The organism is Streptomyces sp. 2114.4, from assembly GCF_900187385.1.
GTDB lineage: Bacteria > Actinomycetota > Actinomycetes > Streptomycetales > Streptomycetaceae > Streptomyces > Streptomyces mooreae.
This window is the reverse complement of the sequence record NZ_FYEY01000001.1, coordinates 7,290,265-7,306,939: the sequence shown is the minus strand read 5'-3', so window position 1 is coordinate 7,306,939 and position 16,675 is coordinate 7,290,265. Positions and strand designations below refer to the sequence as shown.

16 protein-coding genes are annotated in these 16,675 nt (G+C 72.4%); 9 read left to right on the top strand and 7 right to left on the bottom strand.

Going from position 1 to position 16,675, the window contains the following annotated elements; translation table 11 throughout:
* Positions 1–7: 7 nt before the first annotated feature.
* The 3 genes from CFW40_RS32210 to CFW40_RS32200 all read right to left on the bottom strand — a co-directional run bounded on the left by CFW40_RS32210 (position 8) and on the right by CFW40_RS32200 (position 2,190).
* Complete coding sequence (locus CFW40_RS32210) at positions 8–991, bottom strand: xanthine dehydrogenase family protein subunit M (RefSeq protein ID WP_088801266.1); 984 nt, start codon at positions 989–991, stop codon at positions 8–10.
* Complete coding sequence (locus CFW40_RS32205; protein WP_088801265.1) at positions 988–1,557, bottom strand: 2Fe-2S iron-sulfur cluster-binding protein; 570 nt, start codon at positions 1,555–1,557, stop codon at positions 988–990. Before CFW40_RS32205 ends, CFW40_RS32210 begins: the two co-directional genes overlap by 4 nt.
* Positions 1,558–1,704: 147 nt before the next feature.
* Positions 1,705–2,190 carry a DUF1877 family protein gene (locus tag CFW40_RS32200; RefSeq protein WP_088801264.1) on the bottom strand — a complete coding sequence of 162 codons (486 nt, stop codon included), beginning with the start codon at positions 2,188–2,190 and terminating at the stop codon, positions 1,705–1,707.
* Between the two features lie 549 nt (positions 2,191–2,739).
* Here CFW40_RS32200 and CFW40_RS32195 point away from each other — a divergent pair.
* A complete protein-coding gene (locus CFW40_RS32195) occupies positions 2,740–3,363 on the top strand; it encodes a TetR/AcrR family transcriptional regulator (RefSeq protein ID WP_088801263.1) in 624 nt (207 codons plus the stop codon).
* A 94-nt stretch (positions 3,364–3,457) separates the two neighbouring features.
* Here CFW40_RS32195 and CFW40_RS36430 read toward each other — a convergent pair whose 3' ends face one another.
* Positions 3,458–4,441 carry a DUF6214 family protein gene (locus CFW40_RS36430; RefSeq protein WP_095889162.1) on the bottom strand — a complete coding sequence of 328 codons (984 nt, stop codon included), beginning with the start codon at positions 4,439–4,441 and terminating at the stop codon, positions 3,458–3,460.
* Between the two features lie 205 nt (positions 4,442–4,646).
* On the opposite strand from CFW40_RS36430, the gene CFW40_RS32185 reads away from it, so the two are divergent.
* Positions 4,647–6,044 carry an FAD-dependent oxidoreductase gene (locus tag CFW40_RS32185; RefSeq protein WP_256331161.1) on the top strand — a complete coding sequence of 466 codons (1,398 nt, stop codon included), beginning with the start codon at positions 4,647–4,649 and terminating at the stop codon, positions 6,042–6,044.
* A gap of 103 nt (positions 6,045–6,147) precedes the next feature.
* Here the strand turns inward: CFW40_RS32185 and CFW40_RS32180 are convergent, their stop codons facing one another.
* On the bottom strand, positions 6,148–6,519 hold the full coding sequence (locus tag CFW40_RS32180; RefSeq protein ID WP_088801261.1) for a helix-turn-helix transcriptional regulator: 372 nt from the start codon (positions 6,517–6,519) through the stop codon (positions 6,148–6,150).
* Between the two features lie 164 nt (positions 6,520–6,683).
* On the opposite strand from CFW40_RS32180, the gene CFW40_RS32175 reads away from it, so the two are divergent.
* The 7 genes from CFW40_RS32175 to CFW40_RS32145 all read left to right on the top strand — a co-directional run bounded on the left by CFW40_RS32175 (position 6,684) and on the right by CFW40_RS32145 (position 13,701).
* Positions 6,684–7,787 carry an NADH:flavin oxidoreductase/NADH oxidase gene (locus tag CFW40_RS32175; RefSeq protein ID WP_088801260.1) on the top strand — a complete coding sequence of 368 codons (1,104 nt, stop codon included), beginning with the start codon at positions 6,684–6,686 and terminating at the stop codon, positions 7,785–7,787.
* A gap of 145 nt (positions 7,788–7,932) precedes the next feature.
* Entirely contained in the window at positions 7,933–9,018 is a 1,086-nt protein-coding gene (locus tag CFW40_RS32170) for a glycosyl hydrolase (RefSeq protein ID WP_088801259.1), read from the top strand.
* Positions 9,019–9,106: 88 nt separating this feature from the next.
* Positions 9,107–9,784 (top strand): uracil-DNA glycosylase, encoded by a 678-nt coding sequence (locus CFW40_RS32165; RefSeq protein WP_088801258.1) that lies wholly within the window; start codon positions 9,107–9,109, stop codon positions 9,782–9,784.
* Positions 9,785–9,807: 23 nt separating this feature from the next.
* Positions 9,808–10,866, top strand: coding sequence for a phospholipid scramblase-related protein (locus CFW40_RS32160; protein ID WP_088801257.1), 1,059 nt, complete (start codon positions 9,808–9,810; stop codon positions 10,864–10,866).
* Complete coding sequence (locus tag CFW40_RS32155; protein ID WP_176956313.1) at positions 10,859–11,896, top strand: N-acetylglucosamine kinase; 1,038 nt, start codon at positions 10,859–10,861, stop codon at positions 11,894–11,896. The genes CFW40_RS32160 and CFW40_RS32155 overlap by 8 nt, the downstream gene beginning before the upstream one ends.
* 95 nt (positions 11,897–11,991) lie before the next feature.
* Positions 11,992–12,945, top strand: coding sequence for a sirohydrochlorin chelatase (locus tag CFW40_RS32150; protein WP_371127047.1), 954 nt, complete (start codon positions 11,992–11,994; stop codon positions 12,943–12,945).
* Between the two features lie 414 nt (positions 12,946–13,359).
* A complete protein-coding gene (locus CFW40_RS32145) occupies positions 13,360–13,701 on the top strand; it encodes a nuclear transport factor 2 family protein (RefSeq protein ID WP_088801254.1) in 342 nt (113 codons plus the stop codon).
* A 61-nt stretch (positions 13,702–13,762) separates the two neighbouring features.
* Here CFW40_RS32145 and CFW40_RS32140 read toward each other — a convergent pair whose 3' ends face one another.
* A complete protein-coding gene (locus CFW40_RS32140) occupies positions 13,763–14,824 on the bottom strand; it encodes a lactonase family protein (protein ID WP_256331163.1) in 1,062 nt (353 codons plus the stop codon).
* A gap of 248 nt (positions 14,825–15,072) precedes the next feature.
* On the bottom strand, positions 15,073–16,581 hold the full coding sequence (locus CFW40_RS32135; protein WP_088801252.1) for an FUSC family protein: 1,509 nt from the start codon (positions 16,579–16,581) through the stop codon (positions 15,073–15,075).
* Between the last annotated feature and the right edge of the window lie 94 nt (positions 16,582–16,675).

The window sequence follows — 16,675 nt, the reverse complement described above, 5'->3', positions numbered from 1 at the left end:
CGCCTCCTCAGGTCGACCGGGCCGCTTGCGCCAGCGTGCGGCACAGCGTGCGCCGGGCCAGTTCGATCTTGAAGTCGTTGTCCCCCTGCCCCACGGCGTCCCGCATGGCGGCCTCGGCGGCGGAACGGTAGGTGGTCATGGTGGCGGGACAGCCGGCCAATGCGGCCTCCGCTTCGAAGGACCGCCACGGCTTGTGGGCCACCCCGCCGAGCGCCACCCGCGCCTGGCTGATCGTTCCCTGCTCGGTCGCGACGACAGCCGCCACGGAGACCAGCGCGAACTCGTAGGACGCCCGGTCGCGCACCTTGCGGTAGATCTGCCGGCCCGGCAGGGGCAGGGGCAGGACCACTGCCGTGATCATCTCGTCGGGCCGCAGCACGGTCTCGATGTGCGGCGTATCGCCCGGCAGCCGGTAGAAGTCCGTGATGGCGACGCAGCGCACCGACCCGTCGGCGTCCAGCAGCTCGATCTCCGCCTCCAGCGCGGTCATCGCGACGGCCATGTCCGAGGGGTGGGTGGCGATGCAGGACTCGCTGGCGCCGAGGACCGCGTGGATCCGGTTGAAACCGCCGATGGCCGAGCAACCGGATCCGGGGGTGCGCTTGTTGCAGCCCGCGGCCGTGTCGTAGAAGTAGGGGCAGCGCGTGCGCTGCAACAGATTCCCCCCGGTGGACGCCTTGTTCCGCAACTGGCCCGAGGCGCCGGACACCAGTGCCTGCGACAGCACCGGATAGCGGGTACGCACCCGGGTATCGGCGGCCACGTCGGAATTCACCGCCTGGGCACCGATACGCAGTCCGCCGTCCGGCAACTCCTCGATGTCCCGCAGCGGAAGCCGGCTGATGTCGACCAGATGGCTGGGGCGCTCGATGTCGAGCTTCATCAGGTCGAGCAGATTGGTGCCGCCGCTGATGAACTTCGCGCCGGCCGTGGACACCGCGGCGACGGCGGCCTGGACGTCCGTCGCCCGCTCGTAGGTGAAGGGCCTCATTGCGGGCCTCCCTGCGCGATACGGCGGATGGCCGCGACGATGTTCGGATAGGCGGCGCACCGGCAGATGTTGCCGCTCATCCGCTCGCGGATCTCCTCGTCGCTCAGGGCGATCCGCGACGCGGCCACCTCGGCGGTGGCATGGCTTGGCCACCCCGCCTCCACCTCGGCGAGCATGCCGACAGCCGAACAGATCTGGCCGGGTGTGCAGTAGCCGCACTGGAAGCCGTCACAGTCGACGAAGGCGCGTTGCATGGGGTGCAGACCATCGGGATCGCCCAGGCCCTCGATCGTCACCACCTCGTCGTCCTCGTGCATGACGGCGAGCGTCAGACAGGAGTTGACGCGCCGGCCGTTGATCAGCACGGTGCAGGCACCGCACTGGCCGTGGTCACACCCCTTCTTGGTGCCGCTCAGGCGCAGATGTTCGCGCAGCGCGTCGAGCAGCGAGGTCCGCGGATCCGCCTCGAGCCGCCGCACCTGATCGTTGACCCTCAAAGTGATCGCCGACAGCGGGGCGGCCTCGCCCCGGCTGAGCCCCGCGGCGCTTGTCTCTGCCTCGCTCATCACGGCCCGCCCTCCTCGACCGGGTGCGGTGTCACGCTGGATATGCATCACCACTGTCGGGCGCGCTCCCCTGGTCCCCAGGGTCTCGCAGAAACATGACCGCCGCACCGCGAGGGTTCTCCGGTGCCCGTCGTGCCCGGAAGCTGCCTAGAAGCTGAAGCTCATGAACGCCCCGTAGCCGCCCTCGGCCGCGGCGGCGAAGAAGGTGACGAGTTCGTCGTAGGAGCACTGAAGCCAGTCCAGCCCGCCTTCGGCATCCCACCCCCACACATTCGGGTACATCCTCTCGATCGTCATCCGCTCCGGGTCGTAGTGGGCCGCCAGCCGCTCCCACGGGGTCGCCTGCAGCTGCCGTGCGACGCTCTCGATCTGCTCCGCGGACCACCCGAAGAGGGTGCCGTCCTCCAGGATCTGGAACCCGTCCATCAGGAACTCCAGCTCTATGCCCGTCTCGTCGAGCAGGAACTGGAGACCGGCCCACGCCTTGTCCGGACCGCCATAGGGACGAGCCGCCTTCGGGAAGGCAACGTCCGCATACAGCCCGGAGACGCAGGAACTGGCCCAACTCGGGTCCTTCTCCGCCCTGTCCAGCTCCTCCGTGGTAGCGCCGATGAATGCTATGCGCACGCCCATGACAGGTAATCCCCCTCGGTGTAGCGCCGTGGTGTACCGCGTGATCGGCCCTTGGTCCGAACCGCGAAGGCGAGTGTTCCACGCAGCTCTGACAACCGGGCTGCGCCCAGCGGCGAGCGGCGGTGGAACGCGTCCCGGCGGGCGGCACCGAGGCGAGCGGTTCGCGGCTCCCAGGCGTGTCCCGAGCGGCGCCGAGGCGTGTTCGCCACGTGACACCGGGACGTGTTCGCCACGTGACGCCGAGGCGTGGCCGGCGGACTGCGAAGGCCACGCCCTGACGTGCCGTCAGAAAGGTCGGCGAAAGACCGGAAGAGTACGATCAGAGGCGACCGGCGATGACCGGAACCCGCCTCCCGACGCGAGCCGCGGGCGGCCTCTTGACCCGGGAAGACGCAGGTCGCGAGACCGCCCCCGGCCCCATCGTCACCCGGTTCGGGCGATCCCCCGCGTCGCCCGAACCGGGCAGCTCGACCGGATTCCGTCGACAGACGAAACCCTGCATTGTACAAAGTATATTGGCCCTGAGCCAGTCAACGCAGGAGTTACAGGATGTCCCCTCGCAGCGCATCGGTCAATGAAGAATTGCGGCGGCGGTCCCGCGAGCGGCTGCTGCAGGCGACGGTCGAGCTGGTGGGAGAGCGCGGCTTCGAGGCCACGACGCTCGGAGACATCGCCCAGCGGGCGGGGGCGGCGCGAGGGCTGGTGTCGTACTACTTCCCCGGCAAACAGCAGCTCCTCCAGTCCGCCGTGCACCGGCTGATGCATCTCACACTGCAGGCCGCACTGGAGCGCACCCCGCGGCCGAGCGGGCCGGCGGCGGGGCGGGAGCTGCTGGCGCGGGCCATCGACGCGATCCTGGGCCTCGCGCATGACCGCCCGCTGCTGATGCGGACGCATATGGCGGGAATCCTGACGGCTGACGGATTCATCCAGTGCCCCGAGCAGCAACGGCTGGCCCAGTTGCTGCGCGAGACGGTGGTGGCGTACGGCTCCTCGGACCCCGATGCCGACTATCCGCTGCTGCGGGCGCTGCTGATGGGTGCGGTGGTGGCGATGCTGCTGCCGGGAGCCCCGATGCCGCGCGTGCGACTGCGCGCCGAGCTGTTCCAACGGTATGCATTGGACTGGGAGTTGGGCGCACCACCTGCCGACGGCGAGGTGCAGGCCCCCTGATCTTCCCCGGTCAGCGCTTGGCGCTCAGCGCTTGTTGGTCAGCGCTTGCTGGTCAGCGCTTGCTGGTCAGCGCTTGCTGGTCAGCGCTTGCTGGTCAGCGCTTGTTGTGACGTGGCGTCAGGAGCCCTTCGTCGCGGGCGCCGGCGATCAGACGTAGCGCTCTTCGGCGATTACGGCCGGTGGCAAGCATGACGGCCAGCACGGGATCGCTCCCCTCCCGCTGGGCCCGGCGGTACGCGTCCGCGGCGACCCTGCGACGCTCACCGGCCCGCGACCGGGCGAGGACGGGGGAACGGGCACGCCCGGACGCCGGGGCCGCGGCGGACGGCCCGGGTGACGTCGAGGGGTCGGACGCCGTCGCCGACCCGGACACCGACGGCTCGGACACCGACGGCTCGGGCGACTCTGATGACGTCGATGGCCCTGACGACTCCGACAGTGCCGATGCCCCCAACGGTGCCGATGACTCCGACGGTGCCGATGACGCGCAGACCGGGGCGGCCGTCGGCGTAGTGGATGTAACGGACGCGGCGGACAGGGCAGACGCGGCGGCCTCCCCTCCTGTCGCCCCCTCCCCCGACGCGGCCTCCCCCTGCGTCGCAGGTGCCGCGGACCCTCCTGCCGTCGCCCCCTGTCCGGCATCCGCCGGCTCCGGCGCCGACTCCGTCCGCTGCCCGGTCTGCGGACTGCCGTCCGGCTCCCCGCCCGTGGTCACCGAGGTGGTCAGCGGGCCGGCCTGCCGGGGTGCGGGCCGGGTCCTGTGCGGCCGCCCGGTGGCGGACCGGAAGGCGTCGTCCAGCGGGCCTTCGATCCAGCGGGCCAGGTCGGTCAGACCGGCGAGCGTCAGCGGCGGGTCGGCCCGTACGTCCTCGACGGTGAGGTGGTCGTCGGAGGCCGTCACGAGGACATCGACCCGGGCGCCGTCGGCGAACGTCAGCCGGGCGCTGCACCAGGGGCCCAGCGGATCGAGCCGGGGCAGCGGGCACCCGGGACCCCGGGATCCGGAGGGCCCCTCCGGGGTGGCGGAGTCGAGGGCGGGAGCGGGCGCGGCCGAGCCGTGCGCCCGCAGCTCCCACATGGGCCACTCCAATGGCGCGCCCTGGGCTTCATATCGGTGATTAACGGTATAAAAGTCACTTTCCGACACATTGAAAACCTAGCCCCCCGCTCACCCGGCCCAGTAGCGCGGCACGCTCATCCCACCGGGAGCAACCCCGATAGCGCATCTCCCGCAGCGCGTCCGCCGGTGCGATCCTGGGGGTATCCCGCGGAAGGGGCCACTCGTGCTTCGTGTCGCAGTGATCGGTTCTGGACCCAGCGGCGTCTACACCGCCCAGTCCCTGATCGAGCAGCAGACCGTACCGGACATCGAGGTGTACGTCCTGGACCGGCTGCCCTGCCCGTACGGTCTGGTGCGCTACGGCGTCGCGCCGGACCACGAGAAGATCAAATCGCTGCAGAACAATCTGCGTACGGTGCTGGAGCACCCCAGGGTGCGCTTCCTGGGGAACGTCGAGGCCGGAGCGCCGGGGCTGGGCGTCGCGGAACTGCGCGAGATCTTCGATGCGGTGGTGTTCTGCGTGGGCGCCGCCACCGACCGGCATCTGGGCATCCCCGGCGAGGAGCTGCCCGGCAGCCGTCCGGCGACCGAGTTCGTCGCCTGGTACAGCGCACATCCGGACGCGGCCACCGTTCGCTTCACCCTCGCGGCACGGTCCGCCCTGGTGATCGGTGTGGGGAATGTGGCGGTGGACGTGGCGCGGATGCTGTCCCGTGGTGCCGCCGAGCTTGCCGCCACCGATATGCCGCAGGGCCCGCTGGGCGCGCTGGCGGACAGCCGCGTCCAGGACGTCTGGATGGTCGGCCGACGCGGCCCCTCCCAGGCCAAGTTCACCACCAAGGAGCTTCGGGAGCTGGGCTCCCTCCCGGATACCGAGGTGTGCGTACGGCCCGAGGAGCTGGCGCTGGATCCGGCGTACCGGGATCCGGGCGGGCTGCCCGCGGTGGGGCGGCGGAACATCGAGGTGCTGCGCGGCTGGGCGGAGCGGCCGGTGGCACAGGCGGCGACTTCGGCGGGCCCGGACACGGGGGCCACCGATGGCCGTGGGCGCCGTATTCATCTGCGGTTCTTCCTGCGCCCGGTCGAAGTGCTCGGGGATGCCACCGGGGTGCGCGCGGTCCGGTTCGAGCGGACGACACCCGACGGGCACGGCGGAGTGACGGGCACCGGCGAATTCGAGGAGATCGAGGGGCAGTTGGTGCTGCGTTCGGTCGGCTACCGGGGGACGCCGATGCCCGGCCTGCCGTTCGACGAGACGACCGGGACGGTGCCGCACCAGGAGGGACGGGTGCTGCGGGACGGGGCGCCACTGCCCGGTGTGTATGTGGCCGGCTGGATCAAACGGGGCCCCACGGGGGTGATCGGCACGAACCGGCCGTGCGCCAAGGAGACCGCGCGGTCGCTGCTGGCCGACGCCCCTGCACTGGCGGCGCACGAGGCGGCCGAGGACCCGGTGGCCGCGCTGATCCGGGCGGGGCAGCGGCCGGTCCCGTGGCCGGGCTGGCTGGCCATCGAGGCGGCCGAGGCGGAGTGGGGCCGCGGGCTGGGCCGTGGCACCGTCAAACTCCCGGACTGGGCAGGGTTGTTGGAAGCGGCCGGATCGGCGGAGCCGACCCGCTGAATCCGCGGGCGGGCCGGGGCGCCGGGTTCCGGCCCGTCGGCCTGCCGGTCCATCGATCCGGAGGGGCTCGCGCTCCTGCCGACCGGCATTCCTGGCAGCCCCGCTACTCCTCGCCGAGGCGGCCGGCCTGCAGATCCGCCGCCCGGAGCACACCGTCGATCAGGCCGGGGAAGAGCGCTTCCAGGTCGGCCCGGCGCAGCGCGTTCATCTTGGCCGTGCCGCGGTAGAGCTGCTGGATGACACCGTGCTCGCGCAGCACCCTGAAGTGGTGGGTGCAGGTCGACTTGCTGACCGGGAGTTCGATGTCCGCGCAGTTCAGCTCCCCCTCGGCGGCCGCCAGCGCGCAGACGATCCGCAGTCGTACGGGGTCGGCGAGCGCATGCAGGACATCGGCCAGCCTGATGTCCGCACGGGCCGGGTGCTCCAGCGACCGGGAACCCGACGGAGCCCGCCTGGAGGTCGTTTCGGTCGGCATGACGGCTCCTGACTCATTCTGCGGGGCTCGGTGTGGCCTGGCGCGCCGCCCGCCCGCTCATTGTACGAGAAGCATCGTAGTTTGACATCCACCGTAGTACGACACCTATCGTATGAGTGCGGGGCCGGCCGGCACCCGTTCGCCTCCAGGTACAGGAGCCCGCCGTGAGCGCACTCTTCGAGCCCATCACCCTTCGCGCGCTGACCGTTCCGAACCGCCTCTGGATGGCACCCATGTGCCAGTACTCCGCGGCTCCCGAGGGCCCGGCGGAAGGGGCACCCGGCGACTGGCACTTCCAGCACCTGGCCGCGCGGGCGGCGGGCGGCACCGGCCTCATCCTCACGGAGGCCACCGCCGTGAGCCCCGAGGGGCGCATCAGCCCGTACGACCTCGGCCTGTGGAACGACACCCAGACCGAGGCCTTCCGGCGCATCACCAGCTTCCTCAAGGACCAGGGCACGACCCCGGGCATCCAGATCGCCCATGCGGGTCGGAAGGGTTCCACCGAGCGCACCTGGGTGGACCGTGGCGCGCCGATCCTCCCCGGGCAGCGGTACGGCTGGGAGCCGGTCGGGCCGAGCCCGGTGCCGTTCGGCGAGGGGTTCGCGGCACCAGCCGAGCTCACCGTGGCGCAGATCCAGGAGATCGTCGCGCAGTTCCGGGCAACGGCCCGGCGGGCGCTGGCGGCAGGCTTCGAGGTGGCCGAGATCCACGGTGCGCACGGCTACTTGATCAACCAGTTCCTTTCGCCCTTCACCAACCGGCGCACCGACACGTACGGCGGCTCGTACGAGAACCGGACGCGGTTCGCACTGGAGGTCGTGGACGCCGTACGGGAGGTCTGGCCCGACGAGCTGCCGGTCTTCTTCCGGATCTCGGCGACCGACTGGCTCACCGAGGACGAGAGCGACGCCCGTGAGGGCTGGACGGCCGACGACACCGTGCGCTTCGCCCGCGAGCTGCGGGAGCACGGGATCGACCTGCTGGACACCTCCACGGGCGGCAACGCGCCGGACGCGAAGATCAGCACGGGTCCCGGCTACCAGGTGCCGTTCGCCGAGCGGGTCAAGAAGGAGAGCGGTCTGGCGGTGGGCGCCGTCGGCCTGATCACCGAGGCGCGGCAGGCCGAGAAGATCATCGCGGACGGTCAGGCCGACGCCGTGCTGCTCGGCCGGGAACTCCTGCGGTCCCCCAGCTTCGCGCAGCACGCGGCACGGGAACTGGGTGCCCGCGTCGCCGTGCCGCAGCAGTACCACATGGCGGTCTGAGGCCGTCGGGAGGGCGTGCGCCGGCCTCGGCGGGAACGGGGCCGCACCGTCCGACCTGCGCGGACGCGTTCGGGGACGCCGTTGTCAGTGGCAGGGTGCAGACTTGCCCCTATCTGAGACAACGGCGTCCCGGAGGTGTTCCGGCATGACTGACGTAGTACTCGCGGTGGGCACGCGCAAAGGGCTCTTCATCGGTCGCCGGCGGCACGGCGACTGGGAAGTGAGCGGTCCGCACTTCTCCGCGCAGGCGGTGTACTCCCTCGCGATCGACACCCGCCGCGCCACGCCCCGGCTGCTGGCCGGGGCCGACAGCGCGCACTGGGGCCCCTCGGTGTTCCACTCCGACGACCTGGGAGAAAGCTGGCACGAGCCCTCCCGCCCCGCGGTCAAGTACCCGGCGTACACCGGGACTTCACTGGAACGGGTGTGGCAGCTGCATCCGGCCGGCCCCGCCGCCCCCGATGTCGTCTATGCGGGCACCGAGCCCGGCGGCCTGTTCCGCTCCGAGGACCGCGGCGAGACCTTCGAGCTGGTGCGGGCGCTGTGGGACCACCCCAGCCGGGAGAGATGGCAGCCCGGCGGCGGTGGACTGGCGATTCATACGGTGATCACGGACCCGCGGGACGCCGATGCGGTCACCGTCGCCGTTTCCGCTGCCGGAGTGTTCCGGACCCTCGACGGGGGCGCCAGTTGGGCACCGTCGAACAGTGGCGTGAAGGCGGTCTTCCTGCCGGACCAGCATCCGGAGTTCGGCCAGTGCGTCCACAAGATCGCGCAGGACCCGGTGCACCGCGACCGGCTGTATCTGCAGAACCACTGGGGTGTCTACCGCAGCGACGACGCGGGCGTGCAGTGGACGGATATCGGCGGCGGGCTGCCCTCCGACTTCGGCTTCGCCGTGGCCGCCCATCCGCACACGGGAGATGTCGCCTACCTCTTCCCGATCACCGCCGATATCGACCGGGTGCCGGCCGGGCACCGCTGCCGGGTCTACCGCACGGCCGACGCGGGCGACAGCTGGCAGGCACTGAACGAGGGTCTGCCGGACGAGGACCATTACGGCACGGTGCTCAGGGACGCGCTCTCCGTCGACGGCGCCGATCCCGCCGGGGTGTATTTCGGCAACCGCAACGGCGAGCTGTACGCCAGCGCGGACGACGGCGACAGCTGGCAGCAACTCGCCGCCCATCTGCCGGACGTGCTGTGTGTGCGGGCGGCCGCGGTGGCCTGAGGGAAGTCGGGGGCGGCACGGTGCGATGGACCCAGGAGCCCGGGCCATCGGTTGATCGGGAGCGGTCCTGGGCCAGTAGGGTGATCCCGTGGCTGCACGACCTCTCCAAGACATTGTCGAACCCGGCTGGGCCAAGGCACTTGAGCCCGTTGCCGGGCGGATCGCCGCGATGGGCGACTTCCTGCGGGCCGAGATCGCCGCGGGACGTAGCTATCTGCCGGCAGGCAACAATGTGCTGCGCGCTTTCCAACAGCCCTTCGACGAGGTGCGGGTGCTCATCGTCGGACAGGACCCCTACCCCACGCCGGGGCATGCGGTCGGGCTCAGTTTCTCCGTGGCGCCGGATGTGCGTCCGCTGCCCGGCAGCCTGGAGAACATCTTCCGCGAGCTGCACTCCGACCTCGGGCTGCCCCGCCCGTCGAACGGCGATCTGACCCCGTGGACGCAGCAGGGCGTGCTGCTGCTGAACAGAGCCCTGACGACGGCGCCCCGTAAGCCCGCCGCGCACCGCGGCAAGGGCTGGGAGGAAGTGACCGAGCAGGCCATCCGGGCACTGGTCGCGCGCGGGCGCCCGCTGGTGTCGGTGCTGTGGGGGCGCGATGCGCGCAACCTGCGGCCGCTGCTCGGGGATCTGCCGGCCGTCGAGTCCGCGCACCCCTCCCCCATGTCCGCCGACCGCGGCTTCTTCGGCTCGCGGCCCTTCAGCCGGGCCAATGACCTCCTGGTGCGGCAGGGCGCACAGCCCGTCGACTGGAGGCTGCCCTGACACCGGGCGATAGTGTGCCTGGCATGACGAATGCGAACATCCCTGCGGGCTGGTACGCCGATCCGCAGGGCACCCCCCACCAACTTCGCTGGTGGGACGGGTCCCAGTGGACCGAGCACACCCACCCGGGACAACAGTCCGCGGCGCCCGGCCAAGGCCAGGCACCGCAGCCGGTCTCCGCGCAGGCCGCACCGCAACAGGCTCCCCAGCAGCAGGCTCCGCAGCAGCAGATGCCGCAGCAGTCCGCGCCACAGCAGGCGCCGGGCCAGGCTCCGTATCCGGGTCAGCAGCACGGCGGCGCGCCGTACGGTCAGCAGGGTTACGGCTACCCCCAGCAGGCGCCCGGCCAGCCGATGCAGCAGCCGATGCAGCAGCCGATGCAGCAGCCGTACGGACAGCAGCCGATGCCGGGTGCGCATCCGGGCGCCGGGCAGCAGCAGGTGCAACAGCAGGCCGGGGTGGCACCGGGCGGGCCGGGCGGCGGCAGCCTGTTCACCGAGCCGGTGCTGGTGGTCAGCCAGAAGGCCAAGCTGATCGAGGTCAGCAACGAGTACAGCGTCTTCGACCAGCACGGCAACACGATCGGTGCGGTCGTCCAGGTCGGCCAGAGCACGGCGAAGAAGGTGCTCCGCGTCGTCTCCAGTCTCGATCAGTACATGACCCACAAGCTGGAGATCCGGGATGCCTACGGCCAGCCGCAGCTGATCCTGACCCGCCCCGCGAAGATCATCAAGTCCAAGGTGATCGTGCAGCGTCCGGACGGCTCGCCGGTCGGCGAGATCGTGCAGCAGAACGCCATCGGGAAGATCAACTTCGCGATGATGGTCAACGGCCAGCAGATCGGCGCCATCAAGGCGGAGAACTGGCGCGCCTGGAACTTCGCCATCGTGGACCACGCCGACACCGAGGTCGCCCGGATCACCAAGACCTGGGAAGGCCTCGCCAAGACGATGTTCACGACGGCGGACAACTACGTCCTGCAGATCCACCACCAGCTGCCCGACCCGCTGCTGAGCCTGGTCGTCGCCACGGCCCTGACCGTCGACACCGCCCTCAAGCAGGACGCCCGCGGCTTTGGGTGAGCCCGCGGGACGCACCCCGGACGCCCCCGGGCCCGGCCCTTCTCCCTGGGTGCTCGGGATCGACTCGGGCGGGTCCGGGCTGCGGGTGGCCGTCGCCCGCGCCGACGACCCCGTGGCCCGGCCGCCGGCCTCCCGCGCCTGCCACGAGCCGGTGCGCACCGGCCCCGCCGGGATCGATGCGGAGCATCTGCTGTCCCGACTCCTGCCCGTCGCGGAGGAGTTGAGGCGTGAAGTGAGTGCGCACGGGTTTGCCGCGGTGTGCGTGGGAACGGCCGGTATGGCGAGTCTGGGCGAGGATCTGCGGGCCCGGCTGCCGGGCGCGCTGGCCACCGCGTTCGGGGTGCGCCACCTCGCCCTCGCCGCGGACGCCGTGACCGCGTACGCCGGTGCACTGGGCCAGCGGCCCGGTGCCGTCGTCGCCGCGGGCACCGGCATGATCGCCCTCGGCACGGATCTGACCGCGGAGGGCGGCTGGCGCAGGGCGGACGGCTGGGGTCATCTGCTGGGCGACTGCGGCGGCGGCGCATGGATCGGCCGCGCCGGGCTGGAGGCCGCGATGCGGGCGTACGACGGGCGGCCGGCCGGCTCGGCCGCCCTCCTGGCACGCGCGGAAGCGGTGTTCGGGCCGGTCTCCGGGCTGCCCGGCGCGCTCTACCCGCGCCCCGACCGGCCCGCCGTCCTGGCCTCGTTCGCCCCGGAAGTGGCCCGCTGCGCCGCCGAGGACAACGCCGTGGCCCGCGGCATCATGCATGCCGCGGCGGGCCATATCGCCGATGCCGCCGCCGCGGTCTGCCCGCCGGGGGCCGGGACCGCGGTGGGCTGCACCGGCGGACTCTTCGGCCTGGGCGAACCGCTGCTGGCTCCGCTGCGCGGGGCACTGGCCGAGCGGCTGCCCCACGCACGTCCGACAGCCGCCGCGGGCAGCCCGCTCGACGGGGCGCTGGCCATCGCCGCGGCACTGGCCGGTGACCGTCTGACACTGCCCGTCGAGGGGCGGTTGTTGCAGATCACACGGCCTGCGCCGGGGTAGCGCGGGCGTGACGCGCGGGATAAATCGGGACGGATACCTCTCCACCGAACCCTCCCTCCGCGCAGGGGTGGTCCGAACCGTTAGCATGCGGCGCCATGAGTTCCCCCACTGGGCCCGCACCTGGCTCGCCCGATTTTGACGCCGCACCCCCGAGCCCGGGAGCCGCACCCGGCCTGCCTGTACGAATGCCGCGACGCCAGTCCGGCCGCCACCGCAAGCCGGAACCGCTGGCCGCACCCGAGGGCGCGCCCGCGCTGGTGCTGGCCGTGCCCGGCACCCCCTCCGCCGCCTCGCGCAGCCTGGCGGAAGAGGTCTCCAGCATCGCTCGCTCCGAGCTGCCGGGCCTCGACGCCCGGATCGGCTATGTCGACGGCGGCGACGACGAGTTCCCGTCCCTGGAAGCCGTGCTGGCGCAGGCCGCCAACGAGCACAAGGCCCGGGAGGACGCCGACGGCCGCCCCGACCCCGGCCCCGCCGCCGTGGTGGTGCCGCTGCTGGCCGGACCGGACAGCGCCCTGCTGCGCCGGATACGCCAGGCCATGATGAACAGCGGCTCCGGCGCCGAGCTGACCGATGTCCTCGGCCCGCACCCGCTGCTGGCCGAGGCTCTGCACGTCCGGCTCTCCGAGGCCGGTCTGGCCCGTGCGGACCGTGCCCGGCTGTTCACCGTCGCCACGGCGGCGGACGGCATCATCCTCGCCACCGTCGGCGGCGAGGAGGCCGTGCAGGCCGCCGGGATCACCGGGATGCTGCTCTCCGCCCGCCTCGCGGTACCGGTGCTGGCCGCCGCCCTCGACGAGGAAGGCGCCATCTCCCGTACGGCCGAGCAGCTGCGCGAGTCCGGTTCGCAGCAGCTGGCACTGGCCCCGTACCTGATCGGCCCGGAGATCACCGACGGCCTTCTGGGGGCGGCCGCGGCGGAGGCGGGCTGCGCATCGGCCGAGGTGCTGGGCGCCTACGGCACGGTCGGCCGCCTGGCGCTGTCGAACTACGCGGCGGCGGTGGGCATCAACCTGCCGACGCAGGCGCAGGGGGCACCGGTTCGCTAGTCCCCTGCCCGGAGCGGACGCCGCTCGCAGAAGGGCCGTCTTCGCGCACTGCGCGGGGCGGCCCTTCGTCGCGTCCGGCCGGCTTTGCGGGCACCGTGCCGGGGCACCCCGCCTCCGCCGTTCCGCCGCCTTACCTCTCCGCCCTGCCCGCCTGCCGCCTTCAGGCGGAGGCGATACGTCCGATTCGGCTCCGACCGGCGCAGTTACCCGCCAGAAGGCCCGGGAGGCCGGTGGCCGAGTCGCAGGCGGGCCGACGGTCGTACGTCCGTCAGATGCCCGCACAGGGGGCTTGCCGTACGCCTGACGCGCCGACCGATGAGTCCGGAAACGCCGCGGGGTCTACCGTCCTGCAGAGGCCATTCGCCGGCTGCTCGCCCCTCGTGGCGTGAGCGGGCCGCCCACGGAAGGAAGTTCATGTCGCACGTCGACCTCGTCCGCGCCGCCTTCGGGGCCTACCTCGCCCAGGACCGTGCCGCCATGGACCGGTTGCTCGCCGAGGATTTCGTCTTCACCAGCCCGCAGGACGACCACATCGGCAAGGCCGCATTCCTCGACCTCTGCTTCCCCACGGCGGACCGGCTGCGCGCGCAGGAGATTCTCGACGCCGTGGCCCTCGACGGCGAGCAGGTCTTCGTCCGGTACGAGTACGAGCTGAAGACGGGCGAGCGGCACCGCAACGTCGAGGTGATGACGGTGCGGGACGGCCGGCTCGCCGAGACCCAGGTGTACTTCGGCGGGCGCTTTCCGCAGGGGTGAGCCGGGGCTTACGCAGGGCAAAGACGGCTCCCGCAGGGGCGGGACGGCCGCCCCGGCCGGCTCAGGCGAAGACCACGCAGGAGGCGGCCGGCGCCTCGACGGATCCGCCCCGGACCGGAAGGCCGGTCGCCGGGTCGACGGTGAACCAGGTGACGTCACCGGAGCGTTCGTTGGCGGCGTACAGGTGCCGGCCGTCGGGGTGCAGCGCCAGGTCCCGGGGCCAGTGGCCGCCGCAGGGGACGGTGGTGACGAGGGTGGCGGTGCCGCCGTCGAGGGAGAGGACGGCGAGGCTGTCGTGGCCCCGGTTGGCGGCCCAGGCGAACCGGCCGTCAAGGGAGACGACCAGTTCGGAGGGGAAGGTGCCGGCCTCGTCGGCCCCGTCCGGGAGGAGGCGGGTCTCCCCCAGCGGCGTCAGGGCACCGGTGCCGGCGTCCCATCGGCAGACCGTGACCGTCGGGTCGAGTTCGTTGAGGACATAGGCGCGGTCGCCGCGCGGGTGGAAGGCGAGGTGACGCGGGCCGCTGCCGGGCCGCAGCCGGGTTTCGGCGTGGACGGACAGGGTGCCGTCGGCCGGGGCCAGGACGCAGCTGCGGACCGAGTCGGTGCCCAGGTCGACGCTGAGCAGCCAGCGGCCGCTGGGGTCGGGCAGGACGGCGTGGGCGTGCGGGCCCTCCTGGCGGTCGCTCTGGGGGCCGCTCCCCTGGTGGGCGAGCACGGTGGCGGGGCCGGCGAGCGTGCCGTCGGCCCGTACGGGGAGCGTACTGACGCTGCCGGAGCTGTAGTTGGCGGTGACGAGGTGGCCGTCGGCCAGGGTGAGGTGGGTGGGGCCGGCGCCGTCCACCGGGACGGCGGGTGCCAGCAACTCGGGCCCCTGAGGGGTGAGGGCGAAGGCGGCTGCGGTGCCGGCCGGCGTCTCGCTGACCGCGTAGAGGAACCTGCCGTCGGGGCTCGCGGCCAGGTAGGAGGGGTTGGGGAGGGCGTCGGTGGAGTGCAGGGGGGTGAGTTCGCCGGTCCCTGGGCGGACGGCCGCGGTGGTGATGCCGAGGCCGCCGGCCGCGGTGAACGATCCGATGTACGCGCGTCGCCCGTGGTCGCTCGCCACCGCTGGTCCGCCCTTCGTCACGTGGTCCGCCCTTCGTCCGCCTGCCGACCGGCGAGGCCGTTGGGGGTTCTCCGGCAAGGTGTCCGTCACGGTGCCCCGGCGACGCTAACAGCCAGAGGCGGGATTGCGGTCGCGATGGCCGGTTCCCGCCCACGGGCGCGCGCCGTGGTGAGCCCGGGGGCCCGTACGTGCGTCATGGAGCGCTCGGACGGGATGCCGAGGCGGGCGCACGGGGCCCGCGGCAGGCCGGCCGTCCGGAGGGGTTGTGGTCAGGCGTCCACCAGCGGGGCGCGCGGAGAGCTGCGAAGCGGCGCGGAGAGTTCGGCCAGCGCCCGCTCCAGGCCGTGGAGATGCGCCAGCGCGGGTTCCGCGGCGGGCGGGTGCGCCACCACGACGGCGGCGGCTCCCGTATCGCGTGCCCCGCGCGGTGTGGTCAGCGCCTCGACGGCGGCCTCCACGCGCTGGCACGCGGCGGTGAGCCGGGCATCGTGGGAGGCCTCCGGGTCGGCGGCGATGGAGGCCAGTCCGCGCACCTCACGGGCGCAGTCGTCGAGCAGTGCCAGGACCTGACGGGCCCGCGCCTTGCGGGCACGCAGCGGGCTCAGGGGGTGTACCAGAGGGGAGAGCGAGAGTCGCACCCGGCCCAGCAACGGCCCCAGCTCGGCGACGTGCGGAGCGGGGTCGGCGGTCGGGGAGCCCGCGAGGCGGGCGGCGGCCTCAGCGGTGCAGTGGTGCACACAGCGCAGGGCGCGCTCGATCCAGGCGTCGGTGGTGGCATGGGTGGTGACGGGCAGCACGAAGACCACCGCCAGCGCCGCGCCGAGCGCCCCCACACCTGTCTCCGCGAGACGCAGCGTGAGCAGACCGGGGTCCAGCACCCCCAGCAGCCCGTACAGCAACGTGGCCATCAAGGTCACCGCGAGCATCATCCACGTATACGAGACGGCGGCGGTGTAGAAGATCCCGAACACGCTCACCGCGACCAGGACCGCCGTGGGGACGACGGCGCCGTGCAGCGGGACGGCGACGAGGAGACCGAGGACGATGCCGATCACCGTGCCGAGGGTCCGGCGGAAGCCGCGCACCAGCGTCTCGCCGCGCGAGGTGGTGTTCACGAAGATCCACCAGGTGGCGCCCACGGCCCAGTACCAGCGCTGCTCGGAGAGCAGCTGGCCCACCAGGAGGGCGAACGCGCTGCCGGCGGTGGCCTGGATCGCCTGGCGGGTGGTCGCCCTGGCGAGCCCCCGGCCGGCCGGCGGGACGGGCAGGACGGCCGGGGGCAGCCTGCGCTCGTAACACCACACTCCGAAGCGGACGAGCGAGGAGGCGGCCAGGGCGAGGGCGACCGCGGCATACAGCTCGGGCAGTTGGCCCGGCACCGTGTGCAGGAACTGCGCCGCGAAGAAGGTCATGAACGCGAACACCCCCAGCGCGTGGCCGCGCGGTCCCCAGCGACGGGCGTAGACACCCACACCCACCACAGCGGCGAAGACCACGCCCCGTCCCACCGGATGGTCGTGGAGCACCGCCGCGACGGCGAGCACCGGGAAACCGACCGCGGGCAGCAGGCCGGTGGTGACCATCTGTGCCCGGACCGTCGCATCGGTGACCGTGAAGAGGGCGAGCAGCGCGGCGAGCCCGCCGGTGATGGCCGCGACGAGCGAGTGCCCGGCGAGACCGCACACGGTGACCGCCAGGCCGATGCCGAGGACGGACCGGGCGGCGCTGCGCAGCCGCAACCGCCCCGGATCCGGAGCCACGAACATCCTCTTCAGCACAGCTTTCGCCCTTCGCCGTTCCGGCATGAAAAAGGCGCCGCGGAATCCCGCAGCGCCATCGACGGGGCCATCAGAACACTCCTTCGACATATTG